The sequence below is a fragment of the Arthrobacter sp. Edens01 genome, from assembly GCF_001307035.1.
In the GTDB taxonomy this organism is placed as follows: Bacteria; Actinomycetota; Actinomycetes; order Actinomycetales; family Micrococcaceae; genus Arthrobacter_B.
Window position 1 is genome coordinate 762,261 of record NZ_LKIU01000002.1, and the last position, 12,446, is coordinate 774,706.

Annotated in this window: 14 protein-coding genes; 11 read left to right on the forward strand and 3 right to left on the reverse strand. The window is 64.0% G+C overall.

Features of this window, described 5'->3' with window-relative positions:
- The first annotated feature begins 121 nt into the window (after positions 1-121).
- From prfA to AO716_RS03960, 3 genes are read left to right on the forward strand one after another with little or no spacing between them, the layout of a single operon-like run.
- A complete protein-coding gene (gene prfA, locus AO716_RS03950) occupies positions 122-1,201 on the forward strand; it encodes a peptide chain release factor 1 (RefSeq protein WP_055239617.1) in 1,080 nt (359 codons plus the stop codon).
- Between the two features lie 8 nt (positions 1,202-1,209).
- Positions 1,210-2,091 (forward strand): peptide chain release factor N(5)-glutamine methyltransferase, encoded by an 882-nt coding sequence (gene prmC / locus AO716_RS03955; protein ID WP_055239618.1) that lies wholly within the window; start codon positions 1,210-1,212, stop codon positions 2,089-2,091.
- A 5-nt stretch (positions 2,092-2,096) separates the two neighbouring features.
- Positions 2,097-2,897, forward strand: coding sequence for an L-threonylcarbamoyladenylate synthase (locus tag AO716_RS03960; RefSeq protein WP_055239619.1), 801 nt, complete (start codon positions 2,097-2,099; stop codon positions 2,895-2,897).
- On the opposite strand, the gene AO716_RS03965 is transcribed toward AO716_RS03960, so the two are convergent.
- From AO716_RS03965 to AO716_RS03975, 3 genes are read right to left on the reverse strand one after another with little or no spacing between them, the layout of a single operon-like run.
- The gene (locus tag AO716_RS03965; protein ID WP_235471987.1) at positions 2,894-3,865 is read right to left on the reverse strand and encodes an NAD-dependent epimerase/dehydratase family protein; all 972 of its coding nucleotides are present in this window, start codon (positions 3,863-3,865) and stop codon (positions 2,894-2,896) included. The two genes, AO716_RS03960 and AO716_RS03965, sit on opposite strands and share 4 nt — an antisense overlap.
- Before the next feature lie 12 nt (positions 3,866-3,877).
- A complete protein-coding gene (locus AO716_RS03970; RefSeq protein ID WP_152969843.1) occupies positions 3,878-4,855 on the reverse strand; it encodes a glycosyltransferase in 978 nt (325 codons plus the stop codon).
- A 9-nt stretch (positions 4,856-4,864) separates the two neighbouring features.
- Positions 4,865-5,764 carry a glycosyltransferase gene (locus AO716_RS03975; RefSeq protein ID WP_055239621.1) on the reverse strand — a complete coding sequence of 300 codons (900 nt, stop codon included), beginning with the start codon at positions 5,762-5,764 and terminating at the stop codon, positions 4,865-4,867.
- Positions 5,765-5,943: 179 nt separating this feature from the next.
- On the opposite strand from AO716_RS03975, the gene AO716_RS03980 reads away from it, so the two are divergent.
- The 8 genes from AO716_RS03980 (at position 5,944) to AO716_RS04015 (ending at position 12,390) form a co-directional block, all read left to right on the forward strand.
- Complete coding sequence (locus AO716_RS03980; RefSeq protein ID WP_055239622.1) at positions 5,944-7,872, forward strand: polysaccharide biosynthesis protein; 1,929 nt, start codon at positions 5,944-5,946, stop codon at positions 7,870-7,872.
- Entirely contained in the window at positions 7,872-8,876 is a 1,005-nt protein-coding gene (locus AO716_RS03985) for an MraY family glycosyltransferase (RefSeq protein ID WP_055239623.1), read from the forward strand. The genes AO716_RS03980 and AO716_RS03985 overlap by 1 nt, the downstream gene beginning before the upstream one ends.
- Before the next feature lie 153 nt (positions 8,877-9,029).
- A complete protein-coding gene (locus tag AO716_RS03990; RefSeq protein WP_055239624.1) occupies positions 9,030-9,509 on the forward strand; it encodes a hypothetical protein in 480 nt (159 codons plus the stop codon).
- Position 9,510: 1 nt separating this feature from the next.
- Positions 9,511-9,789: a hypothetical protein gene (locus AO716_RS03995; protein ID WP_055239625.1), complete on the forward strand. Its 279-nt coding sequence runs from the start codon at positions 9,511-9,513 to the stop codon at positions 9,787-9,789.
- A gap of 94 nt (positions 9,790-9,883) precedes the next feature.
- The gene (atpB, locus tag AO716_RS04000) at positions 9,884-10,690 is read left to right on the forward strand and encodes a F0F1 ATP synthase subunit A (RefSeq protein WP_055239626.1); all 807 of its coding nucleotides are present in this window, start codon (positions 9,884-9,886) and stop codon (positions 10,688-10,690) included.
- A gap of 70 nt (positions 10,691-10,760) precedes the next feature.
- Entirely contained in the window at positions 10,761-10,979 is a 219-nt protein-coding gene (atpE, locus tag AO716_RS04005) for an ATP synthase F0 subunit C (protein ID WP_055239627.1), read from the forward strand.
- 44 nt (positions 10,980-11,023) lie between these two features.
- Positions 11,024-11,575, forward strand: a complete 552-nt coding sequence (locus AO716_RS04010) for a F0F1 ATP synthase subunit B (protein ID WP_055239628.1) — start codon at positions 11,024-11,026, stop codon at positions 11,573-11,575.
- On the forward strand, positions 11,575-12,390 hold the full coding sequence (locus tag AO716_RS04015; protein WP_055239629.1) for a F0F1 ATP synthase subunit delta: 816 nt from the start codon (positions 11,575-11,577) through the stop codon (positions 12,388-12,390). Before AO716_RS04010 ends, AO716_RS04015 begins: the two co-directional genes overlap by 1 nt.
- Positions 12,391-12,446: the final 56 nt, after the last annotated feature.

Consider the following 12,446-nt stretch of genomic DNA (forward strand, 5'->3'; position numbering starts at 1 on the left):
TGGCAGTTAACCGGCAGCCCGATTATTCACGGGTGCCGATCCGGGTGAGAATGGTTCTAAGACAGCAGCGGGATGCGCAGTAACCGGCGTACCCCAACGCGCGAAGAAGGAATGGAAAACAATGTTTGAGTCCATACAGGGACTGCTGGATGAGCACGCTGAACTCCAGATGCGGCTCTCCGATCCCGCCGTGCACGCTGACCAGGGACTGGCGCGGCGCCTGGGCCGGCGCTACGCCGAGCTGAGCCGGATCGTTGATGCCTACAACACCTGGCACGGACTGGAAGACGACCTCGCCGCCGCCCAGGAAATGGCCGACGAGGATCCCGAGTTCGCAGCTGAGGTTCCTGTGCTCAAGGACCAGCTTGCAGATGCGCAGGAAAAGCTGCGCCGGCTGCTGATTCCGCGCGACCCGAACGACGGACGCGACGTCATCATTGAGGTCAAGGGCGGTGAAGGCGGCGACGAAGCAGCCCTGTTCGCCGGTGACCTGCTGCGCATGTACACGCGCTACGCCGAGCACCGCGGCTGGCGCACCGAGATCATCTCGGCCACGGAATCGGACCTCGGCGGGTACAAGGACGTGTCTATGGCCATCAAGGGTTCATCCAACGACCCGGCTGAAGGCGTTTACGCCCGCCTGAAGTACGAGGGCGGCGTGCACCGGGTGCAGCGCGTCCCTGTCACCGAGTCACAGGGCCGGATCCATACCTCCGCTGCCGGTGTGCTGGTACTTCCCGAAGTGGATGAGCCTGAAGAAGTCGAGATCAGCCAGAACGACCTCAAGATCGACGTCTACCGGTCTTCCGGCCCCGGCGGCCAGTCAGTGAACACCACCGACTCCGCCGTGCGCATTACCCACCTGCCCACGGGCATTGTGGTGGCCATGCAGAACGAGAAGTCCCAGCTGCAGAACCGTGAAGCTGCAATGCGTGTGCTCCGTTCCCGCATTCTTGCGCACGAGCAGGAGAAGATTGACGCCGCCAACTCGGACATCCGCAAGTCGCAGATCCGCACCATGGACCGCTCCGAGCGCATCCGAACCTACAACTACCCGGAAAACCGGATTGTGGACCACCGCACCGGGTACAAGGCCTACAACCTGGACACCGTGATGAACGGTGACCTGGAAGCCGTTGTCCAGGCTGCCATCGAAATGGATGAGCAGGCACGCCTGGACGCAATCGGCGACGAAGCCTAGGAAAGGCAATGCCCGCGCTGTCCCTGGATCAGGCACTGCGGCACGCTGCAGCGGAACTCTCCGCTGCGGGCGTGCCCAGCCCGCGCGTCGACGCCGAAATACTCGCAGCGCACCTGCTGGGGGAGAGCGTAGGCCGGGTAAGGGCATTGGCCTTTACTGACGCAGCAGCGCCCGAAGGCTATGACGAACTGGTGGCCGAGCGGGCGCGCCGCATTCCGCTGCAGCACCTGACCGGCAAGGCGTATTTCCGCAGGCTCGAGCTTGCGGTTGGACCAGGCGTGTTCGTACCCCGGCCGGAAACGGAAACTGTGGCCCAGCTGGCCATCGACCGGGCGCTGCTCGTACCGGGCGGCGCCAAGGCAGCGGACCTCGGAACGGGATCCGGCGCCATCGCCGGATCGATCGCCGCCGAGGCTCCCGGCTCCGAGGTCTACGCTGTTGAACTGAGTCCCCTGGCCCTTGCCTGGGCACGGAAGAACCTGGAGCCGCTGGGCGTCCAGGTGCTGGAAGGTGACCTCCGGACTGCGCTGGAAGGACACAACGGAACGTTCGACGTCGTTGCCTCCAACCCGCCCTACATCCCCGCAGACGCCGTGCCCAACGAGCCCGAAGCTGCGGAACACGATCCCGCAATGGCGCTTTACGGCGGCGGAGCGGACGGAATGGAGCTTCCCGACGCCGCTGCCCGCACCGCGGCGCGGCTGCTCCGTCCCGGCGGCTATTTCGTCATGGAACACGCCGAGGTGCAGGCGGATACCATCGCCGAACGGCTGGCTTCCAACCCGGCCTGGCAGGAGGTCACTTCCCACCAGGACCTCAATGACCGGCCCCGGGCTACCTCCGCGGTTAGGTCAACAGCAGTTACTACATCCCGTGACGTGAAAGAATAATCCCCGTGACCACCAGCTTTGACTGCTCAGATACTGATTCCCGCAGCGCCGGACTTGCCGCCGCGCAGCAGGCGATCGCCAACAGGCAGTGCATCGTGCTGCCGACCGATACCGTCTATGGAATCGGGGCCGATGCCTTCTCTGCCCAGGCCGTCGCAACGCTGCTCGCCGCCAAGGGCAGGGGGCGCTCCATGCCGCCGCCCGTGCTGGTGCCGCGCCTGCAGACCATGGACGGACTGGCCGTGGACGTGGCTCCCGAGGCACGTGCCCTGGCAGAAGCTTTCTGGCCGGGCGGCCTGACCCTGATCTTCCATGCCCAGCCGTCCCTGACCTGGGACCTGGGCGATACCAAGGGCACCGTTGCCCTGCGCATGCCCGATGACGAGATTGCCCTGGATCTGCTGGCACTCACCGGGCCAATGGCAGTTTCCTCGGCCAACCGCACCGGACAGCCGGCTGCCCAGACGGCCGCAGAGGCGCAGGCACAGCTGGCAGAATCCGTAGCCGTTTACCTGGAAGCCGGCCCGCGGCCGGAATCGGGCAGCGAGGGCGTCCCGTCGACAATCGTGGACGCGACGGATTTCCCGCTGCGGGTGGTTCGTCAGGGTGCCATCAGCCTGGAAGAGCTGCGGAAAGTAGTGCCGTCCCTCCTGGGACTCGGGGAAGAACCCGGAGCGCAGGAGCACGCAGACGCAGAGCCGGCAGCCGAGGCTGTCGAAGCCACCGGGGTAGAAACGGAGCCGGCTTCAGAACCAGCCGAAACCGCGGACGCCGCAGCGGAAAGCCGGACGGCCCCGCAGCCCTAGCGCTTTTCCCGGGCCGCGCGGACGACCTGTTCCACCCGCGGTTCGGGAACATTGCCCGTTGCCTCTGCCCAGCCGGGCTCCTGGCGCTGTCCGAACCACATCATTTCGACCCGGCGCAGCACACCGTGCAGCCGCTCGCCCAGCAGCGCTGACACCAGGTACCCGGTTTTCAGCGCGGCACGGCAGAACCAAACCGGCAGATGCAGCGGTTTCCGGCCGCCCGCTGCCTGCAGGACCGATGCCACGGTTGCGCCTTCCCATGGCTGAAGGATTACCGGCGGCATGGCGCCGCGATGGAGCCCAACGGAGACCACAAACTCGCACAGTGCGTCCACGGAACTGGCCGGGCTGGGGGAATCCCCGCGCCCGGCTACGGAGGAGAGGGGAGTGGAAGCGATCCGAACCAGAGTGGCCGTGGTTTCCCTGGCCGGTCCCTGGACCGAGGTCGCGCGAAGGGACAGCACAGAGCAGGTTCCCGGTTCCCGTGCTGCCAGCACCGCCTCGCCCAGCGCCTTGGAGCGCGAGTAGGCCGAGAACGGTTCAACGTGCGCGCTCTCGTCGAGGTACGGACGGTGCCCCTGCACGGCGGCGCTGCTGAGATGGATGAAACGGCGAACCCCGGCGTCATCCGCCGCATCGGCGATCAGCGCCGGCAGCAGGGCATTGGCGCCGCGGAGTCCGGGCGTCTCAGCGCCCGACGGTGTGGCCAGGCCCGCGGCATTGATTACGACGTCGGCGCCCTCCAGCTCTCCGAAGAGGTCCTGCCTGGCATCTGCGAGCGAGGCGGCTTCGCTCAGGATCCCTGCGGCGTCCCCGGAGAGAGCACTCAGCCGCGGAGCCTTCACGTAACGCACGGTGATGCCGTGGCTCGCCAGGGTGGAGCTCAGGGCGCTGCCGATGAAGCCTGTGGCGCCCACAACGGCCCAGATCGGCTCCGGGGCATGGCTGGATGATGCACTGCTGTTCACGCGGTATTGGTCCTACTTCTCAGTGCCGCCAAGGGCACTGGTCGCTTGCGGTAACGGCGGCATGGGCTGCCACCCGGAGTCCTTAAGGATCGCGCGGGATTCACGCCAGCCGCGCCACAGGCTGCTGATGCCCTGGAGCCGGCGCTCAACGACGGCAAGCCGGAGCAGCTCCTTCGCAGCAGTCAGTGCAGTGCCGGCGGCGAATCCTGCCCGGTTGAACCGGCCGTGGGCCCTCAGATACCCGGCAGTGTGCCCGCGGTTGCGCATGGCGCAGAACCGGCTGAGGTCACTTGAATCGTTCAGGTGCCGGATTCCGAGGTCTATCTGCTTCTGCGGACGAACCTTGCGAAGGACGAATGCGTTGACGTAGGCCACCCGGTGGGCAAGGGAAGCCAGCCAGCCGTAGATTTCATCGTCGCCGTTAATGAAGAACCGCGGATCCGGCAGGCCGATGGACCGCACGGTCTCGGCGTTGATCAGCATTCCCTCGAAACAACCCACGTTCGTGTCGAACACGGGCCTGTCCCGGAAGACGTTGCCGCGCACGGGAACATGCACGCCCAGCACTGGAATAAATCTGTGCTGCCAGAAAAAGGGGCGGCCGGCTTCATCGAAGCGCCGGCCGTGGATGCAGTCGTACTCGCCTGTCCATTCGCCCAGGGCGGCCACTGCCCCCGGCAGTGCCACCACGTCGTCGTCCATGAGCCACAGCCACTTGGCACCCAGATCAAGCGCCGTCTGGATCCCCGCGGCGAATCCACCCGAACCGCCGGTGTTCTCGGTGAGTGTGCGGACCGTTAGGGGTACCGGGAACCCGCCCGAGATGCGTTCCAGGAATGAGGCAGTGCCGTCGGTGCTGGCGTTGTCCACCACCACCACGCGCGCGGGCGCAGGATCGAGTGCCGCCACCGATTCCAGCAGGCCCTGCAGGTAATCGGATCGGTTGAAGGTCACAATGACCACCGCCAGGCCATCGATTCCCGCTGCCATGCCCGGCACCTAGAAGCCCAGGTCCGAGGGCGGGCCGAACGTTTTTCCGCGCACACCGCCGGTATAGGCGCGCAGCCAGCTGCGGAAGCCGCGGAGGTCACGGGTACGGGCAAAGTAAACGGTGTACCCCACAACGTCTGCAGCCAGGGAACGCACACGCTTGTACTTCGCGGTGAGGTGGCCCCGGTTGCGGTAGAAGAAGAAGCGCTTGAACTCAGTGTCCGGGACCAGCACATGCAGTCTCCCGCCCAGGATCTCCTGGACCTCGGACCAAGCTGCCGGGTGGCTCAGGGCCACTGAGGTCAGGGTGCCGAAGGGAATGCCGGCCTTACGCAGGCGGATCATGAAATCGGTCTCATCGCCGCGGATGAACAGGCGCAGATCGGGCAGTCCCACCCGGAAAAAGACGTCACGGCGGATCAGGGCGCCGTTGAAGAAATGGCCGACTCCGGGCAGGAACCCTGCCTTCGCAACTTCGGCGCGGTCGTGCGTCAGCCGTCCGTCAATACGGAAGTGGAAGCTGAGTGTGTCCGGTTTGCCCGGCGCGACCACCAGGGGAAGGATTACGTCCAGGCCGCGCTCGTTGGCGGCGTCGAGCAGTGCCTGAAGGCACCCGGGATCTTCGGGATGGGCGTCATCGTCCATGATCCAGATCCATTCGGCCCCGGAAGCGATTGCCGTCAGGATCGCCAGCGAAAACCCGCCTGCGCCGCCCAGGTTTGTCTCCGAGCGCACGTACGTGACATTGGCATCCGATGCCTCGGCTATATCCTTAACCGGGCTCCTGCCGGAGTCCACGAGGGCTACGGAAGAGATGCCGGCTGACTGTGCGGCCAGTGCCCCCAGGAGGGTCTTGACGTCATCGGGGCGGTCGAAAGTCACCGCGGCCACGGCCACTGATTCCGGCAAGACGATCCTTTCAGGGCTCCGCCCCGATGCACGGGCATTGCCGGACGTTCAGGGTGGTGCAGTTAGTATGCTGAATAGAATTCAGTCTATTACACCGGATTGGACCCGCTGCCGTGCCGGCTGCACGGCAGGACCGCTTACAACCTAGACACGAACCGGGCGCAGGCCCGCTGAGGACTATGAACGATTCAAGCAGGGACAGAACCACCCCGGCCCGGGACGAGAAGCCGGCACTCTGGCTCTGGTCCCAATATGTGCTGGACTCTCTGGCCTGGGTGGTGGCCATCGTCCTGGCGCTGGTCCTGCGCTACGAACTGTCCGTCGATGAGATAAACGTCGCAGGCCTGGCCGCATTCTGCGGGGTGGCCGTGGTGACCCAGCTGGTGGTTGGCTACTCGTTCGCCCTCTACCGCGGCCGCTACAGTTTCGGCAGCTTCCACGAGATGCGCCTGCTGGCTGTCGTCACCATTGTGGTTTCGGCCATCCTGGTCCTGGTCAGCGCTCTCTTTGGCCTCGCGATCGACATTCCCCGAAGCACGGGCGTGCTCGCCTTCCCGTTCGCCTGCCTGTTCATGGCCGCGATCCGCTACATGAAGCGCATGTACGTTGAGAGCAAGGCCCGTCCGGGCGACGAAGCCCAGCGCACCCTGATCTACGGCGCCGGTTTCCTGGGCAATTCGCTTGTAACGCGCATGATGAACGATCCGGATTCTCCGTACTTCCCCGTGGGGCTGATCGACGACGATCCTGCCAAGAAGCACCTGCGGCTGGGAACCGTGCCGGTGGTCGGCAAGCTGGTGGACCTGCCGGACCTGGTCCAGCGCACACGGGCCAAGGTGCTTATCATCGCGATCGCCGACGTCGATGCGGCGCAGGTGCGTGAGGTCACCGACCGGACGGAGGGCCTGAACCTGAGGGTCATGGTGCTCCCGCCGCTGCGGGACATGCTCGCAAAGGGGGCCGGCGCTGGCCTGACCGACTTCCGCGAAGTCGCAGTTGAGGACTTGATCGGCCGGCGGCCCGTGGACATCCACGTGGATGAAGTCGCCGGCTACCTCACCGGCAAGAAGGTTCTTGTCACCGGAGCCGGAGGCTCCATCGGCTCCGAGCTCTGCCGGCAGATCACCGCGTTTGAACCGAGCGAACTGATCATGGTGGACCGGGATGAGACCGGCCTCCAGCTGACTCAGCTCTCAATCACGGGCCAGGGCCTGCTCAACGGCAAGGACACCGTCCTCGCTGATATCCGGGATGCCCGTGCTCTGGATGAGATCTTCTCCCAGCGCCGCCCCGACGTCGTATTCCACGCAGCTGCCCTGAAGCATGTATCGCTGCTGGAGCAGTATCCGCTCGAAGCCTGGAAGACGAATGTCCTGGGTACCGCCAATGTACTTCGCTCGGCACAAAAAGCGGGCGTGAGCCACTTCGTCAACATTTCAACGGACAAGGCAGCCAACCCCACAACCGTGCTGGGCCACTCCAAGCGCGTAGCGGAAAAGCTCACCGCCTGGATGGCAGGACAGACCGGCCAGAGGTTCGTTTCGGTCCGGTTCGGCAACGTGATCGGCAGCCGCGGCTCCATGCTGCCGCTGTTCACGGAGCAGATCCGCCAGGGCGGTCCCCTGACAGTCACGGATCCGGAAGTCACCCGGTTCTTCATGACCATTCCGGAAGCCTGCCAGCTGGTTATCCAGGCCGGAGCGATCGGCCGCGGGGGAGAGGTCCTGATTCTTGACATGGGCGAACCGGTCAAGATCCTCGACGTCGCCCGCCGGATGATCGCCATGTCCGGCAAGGACATCGAAATCGTCTTCACCGGGCTCCGCAAGGGCGAGAAGCTGCACGAAATCCTGGTGGGTACGGGCGAAGACGATTCGCGCCCGCTGCATCCGAAGATCTCACACACCTCCGTGGCCGTATTGGCGCCGGAGGACCTCGACGCCGCGGACTGGCTTCGCCGCTGCGGCTTCGATCCGTCTGCAGAGGCGGACGCCGCCGGGGGAGTGGCCGCTGCTTTGTTCCCGCTGCCGGATACGGCGGCCCTTCGCCTGGCTGACCTCCAGGGCGGCACGCCCGCGACCGGGCAGGGCGAGCGGCGGACCGGCTGATGGGACTCGCTGTTCCGGCCGCAGTTGCCTTCCTTGCCAGCCTGCTGCTGCCCTTCGCTTTCATTCCGCTGCTGCGCCGCCTGGGCGTAGTGGACGTGCCCAATGAACGTTCTTCCCACACCAAGGTGGTCATCCGCGGCGTGGGAGCCACCATCGGCGCCGGTGTGCTCCTGGGCCTGGCCGCGGCGCTGGTTACCGGCTACGTTGCCGTGGACCGTTCCCTGGTGCTGCTGCTGATCGGCATCAGCGGCTCTGCTGCCCTGCTGGGCTGGGTCGAGGATTTCCGCGGGCTTTCCGTCCAGGTGCGGTTCGGGCTGCAGCTGGCGATCGGTGCAGCGGGCACGACGGCGCTGGCCGCCGCCCTGGGCCAGAGCTTCTGGTGGGTGCCGGTAGGGACCCTGGTCATCGCCGGATACATCAACGTTGCAAACTTCATGGACGGGGTGAACGGTATTTCCGGTCTGCACGGACTGGCAGTGGGTGTCCTGTACGCGGTGGCCGGCGTGCTCTCCGACCAGGTGTGGCTGACAGTTGCCGGAACCGTCATTGCGGCTGCCTTCGCGGCCTTCCTGCCCTGGAACCTCGGCCGGGGCTCAGTCTTTATGGGAGACGTCGGCAGCTACCTCCTGGGCGCCTCCATCGCCGGGACCGCTGTGGCTGCCTTCCTTGCCGGGGTCTACGTGGAGTACCTGCTGTTCCCGATCCTGATTTACGTCCTGGATACCTTTACCACCCTTGTTCGCCGTATCTGGCGCGGGGAACGCTGGTACGCCGCCCACCGCCAGCACGTCTACCAGCGGCTGACTGACGCCGGCCTGAGCCACCTGCAGTCGGCAGCGGTGGTCACCGTATGCACCGTGCTGGTTGGCAGCACCGGCCTGGTTACCGGCGGGTCAGGGTGGGGCATTACAGCTGCGGGAACCGTGTTCGTCGCTGCCGTGGCGGCCCTGTACCTCGCGTCGCCGCGAATAGCCGCGCGTCTGCGGCAGCGTGCCCGTACCTGATGCGGTCCGGGCCTGCCTGCCGGGGACATGGTGACGCCCCGATGTCATTGTGCAGTTCTATGTACTGTAGAATTCAAACGTCGCGGCGTACGGTAATGCGTCAACCCGGACCCGAACCACGTTCCCCCAAAGCACAAGGATGATCCTGCAGCCATGAGCCAAGCCAACGGCGGACTCGCTAAGCGGATCAGTGTTTCCGGGCCAACGGACGCTCCGTGGATCGGCATCCTCAAGACTTCCCTTCTCTGGACAGCTGTTCCTGCACTAGCTGCAGCCTGTGTGGCCCTGGCTGGCCCGGGCATCAACGGTGCATTCAGCGTTGCAGCCGGCTGGGCCCTGATCGTCCTGTTCTTCGGAATCAGCCTGCTGGTAGGCCACGTTGTCGGCCGGAAGAACCCCTCAGGCGCCATCGGAATGTTCGCCGTGACATATGCCGTCAAAGTAGTCGGCTTCGCGGCCGTTCTGTGGATGGTGGGAGTTCCGCAGTGGCTCGAAAGGCCGTGGTTTGCCTACGCGGCACTTGGGACGGTCGTAATCTGGCAGGTGGCCGAAATCCGTGCGTTTTCCCGGACCCGCCAGCTCATTTATTCCGATGCGCCTGCGGGCGCGGACAAAAAAGTGAAAGGAGTCTGAGGTGGCAGCGAAATCAAAGAAGAATGCAGCCGGCCAGGTTCCCGCAGCCTTTGAAGCGCCGTTGAGCAAGCGTCGCGCGATCCTCCAATATGTCCTGTCCGGAATCATTGCCCTTGGTTTGATAGGGTGGGGGCTGGACAGTCTTCTGGAGACCCGCTGGATTCTTTTTGCAGGTATTGCCCTGGGCGGGCTGAGCGGTTATTACGTCGCTGCCGCCCACGGGCTCACTTCCACTAAGCCAAAACCGCCTGCGGGTGGAGAACGGCCGGACGAGGGTTAGACGAAGCAATGTCACACAACTTAGTAAACGGATGCATGCCACATGCCCCCGCCAATGAAATGCCCAACGATGGACAAAGCAGAGAGGAAACGCGTTGATCGCGCTTGCGCTTCCCGCCGCCAATGAAGAGGGGTTTGTTCCACCAACCCTCGATGAAATGCACCTCCCTGAGATCCTTCCCTGGGGCGCCGAGTACGGCGAGGGCTTTGGAAAGCAGATGCTGCTTATCCTTCTGTCCGTTGCCCTGATCAGCTGGTTCTTTATTGCTGCCGCGCGGAAGCGGCAGCTTGTTCCGGGCCGGCTGCAGTTCCTGGGCGAGTTCAGCTACAACCTCGTCCGCAACTCGATCGGACGCGACATCATCGGTGAGAAGGACTTCCGTCCGTTCATCCCGCTGCTGTTCTCCCTCTTCTTCTTTATCCTGCTGAACAACCTGTGGGGCAGCATCCCGCTGGCCCAGCTGCCCACCACCTCGCATGTTGGAACGGCATATGCCCTGGCAGCGATCGTGTACTTCACCTGGATCATCCTTGGCATCAAGAAGCACGGCATCAAGTACTTCAAGTACGCCACTGTTCCTTCCGGTGTTCCGATGGCCATCCTTCCGCTGGTTGTCCTGATCGAAATCATCTCGACCTTCCTGGTCCGCCCGATCACGCACAGCCTCCGACTCTTTGCCACCATGCTCTCCGGCCACCTGATCATCATGCTTGCTGCATCGGGTACCGAGTTCCTGCTGCTCGAGGCTGAAGGCCTGCTGAAGCCGCTTGGCGCGCTGACGCTCGTTGGCGGCGTGGCAATGTTCTTGTTCGAAGTTTTGATCCAGTGCCTGCAGGCCTACGTCTTTACCCTGCTGACTGCGATCTACATCCAAGGCTCTGTCGCAGCCGCGGAACACTAAAACCTCCCCTTAGGGGGAAACCCCTGAACCAAACAACCTGCCTGCGGGCATCTTGAAAGGAACAAACCAAATGACTGGTGAAATCAACGGCAGCCTTAACCTCATCGGCTACGGCCTCTCCGCAATCGGTGGTGCTATTGGTGTGGGCCTCGTCTTCGCCGCTTACATCAACGGTGTTGCACGTCAGCCGGAAGCACAGCGCGTGCTGCAGCCGATCGCATTCCTGGGCCTGGCCCTGACCGAAGCACTCGCCATCCTTGGTCTGGTTTTCGCGTTCGTCCTCGGATAGTTTCAGCGCGTTTTCCCACACCAAGTAGATAGGACGGATGAGAAATGAACGAGGCAGTAATCCTCGCCGCCACTGAAGGCGCTAATCCTCTGATCCCAAACATCTGGGAGATCCTGGTAACACTGCTTGGCTTCGCCGTGCTGATGTTCATCGTCGTCAAGTTCGTCGTCCCGATGTTCGAGAAGACGTATGCAGAACGTACCGAGGCCATCGAAGGCGGACTTGCCAAGGCCGAGGCAGCACAGGCTGAGGCCAGCGCTGCCCTCGACGAGTACAAGCAGCAGCTGATTGACGCACGCACCGAAGCCAACCGGATCCGTGAGGAAGCGCGCGCTGAAGGCGCTCAGATTCTCGCCGACCTGAAGGCAAAGGCTGCTGCCGAATCGGCACGCATCATGGAACAGTCCCAGGCCGCCATCGAAGCAGAGCGGCAGGCAGCAGTTGTCTCGCTCCGCAGCGAAGTCGGATCCCTGGCCACTGAGCTGGCAAGCAAGATCGTCGGCGAGTCCCTCGCAGACGACGCTCGTTCGGCACGCGTAGTGGACCGTTTCCTGGATGAGCTGGAAACCTCGCAGAACGCAGGTGCGGTTCAGTAATGGCAGGTATATCGAGCGAGTCACTGGCAGCGGCCCAGGGTCAGTTGGAAGCACGCCTTCCCAACGCGACCCTTGGCCTTGCCGAGGAACTCTTTGGAATCCTGGGCCTCCTGGACGGCCAGACCGGCCTGCTGCGGGCCCTGACTGATCCGGCTCGTGACGGCCATGAGAAGGCAGCCCTGGTCTCCAAACTGGTTGGCGGCAAGGTTTCGGCCGACGCCGAGCAGATTGTTGCTTCTTTGGTTGAATCCCGGTGGCGCACACCGCGCGACCTCGGGGATGCTCTGGAAACCCTGGCTGCAACGGTTGTCTCCGCGGTCGCGGAAAACAAGGGTCCCGGTGCAGCCGGCCTTGAGGAACTTGAGGGAGACCTCTTCCGTTTCAACGAGACCGTGGCGTCCAGCCATGAAGTGCAGCGTGCACTGTCCAACCCGCAGGCAACTGTTCAGGCTCGGGCAGAGCCGGCACTGAAACTTGTACCCGGAGCGTCTGACGCAGCCAAGGTACTGATCCGGCAGGCTGTTACCGCTCCGCGCGGCCTCCGCCCCACTGCACTGGTCACCCGGTTCCTGGAACTGGTGGCTGGACGGCAGCAGCGGTGGATCGCAGAAGTGCGGACCAGCCGGCCCCTCACCGATGAGCAGCGTGCACGGCTGCAGGCGTCCTTGAACGGCCTGTACGCCCGTGAGCTGAAGATCAACGCAACCGTTGATCCCTCGATCGTCGGTGGTATCCGGGTTACGGTGGGCGATGAAGTCGTCGATTCCACCGTGGTGACCCGGTTGTCGGAACTGCGCCGGAAGCTCGCGGTTTAGCCACCTTTGTGGCTCTACCGGCCATGAGAAACATTTGAGAACCAATCGAAGGTCAT

Bases quoted from the DNA above. Each gene is read 5' to 3' on its own strand.
- AO716_RS04015 (WP_055239629.1), top strand. From the start codon at position 11,575: ATGGCAGGTATATCGAGCGAGTCACTGGCAGCGGCCCAGGGTCAGTTG.
- prmC (WP_055239618.1), top strand. From the start codon at position 1,210: ATGCCCGCGCTGTCCCTGGATCAGGCACTGCGGCACGCTGCAGCGGAA.
- AO716_RS03990 (WP_055239624.1), top strand. From the start codon at position 9,030: ATGAGCCAAGCCAACGGCGGACTCGCTAAGCGGATCAGTGTTTCCGGG.
- prfA (WP_055239617.1), top strand. From the start codon at position 122: ATGTTTGAGTCCATACAGGGACTGCTGGATGAGCACGCTGAACTCCAG.
- AO716_RS03985 (WP_055239623.1), top strand. From the start codon at position 7,872: ATGGGACTCGCTGTTCCGGCCGCAGTTGCCTTCCTTGCCAGCCTGCTG.
- AO716_RS04010 (WP_055239628.1), top strand. From the start codon at position 11,024: ATGAACGAGGCAGTAATCCTCGCCGCCACTGAAGGCGCTAATCCTCTG.
- AO716_RS03980 (WP_055239622.1), top strand. From the start codon at position 5,944: ATGAACGATTCAAGCAGGGACAGAACCACCCCGGCCCGGGACGAGAAG.
- atpE (WP_055239627.1), top strand. From the start codon at position 10,761: ATGACTGGTGAAATCAACGGCAGCCTTAACCTCATCGGCTACGGCCTC.
- AO716_RS03970 (WP_152969843.1), bottom strand. From the start codon at position 4,855: ATGGCAGCGGGAATCGATGGCCTGGCGGTGGTCATTGTGACCTTCAAC.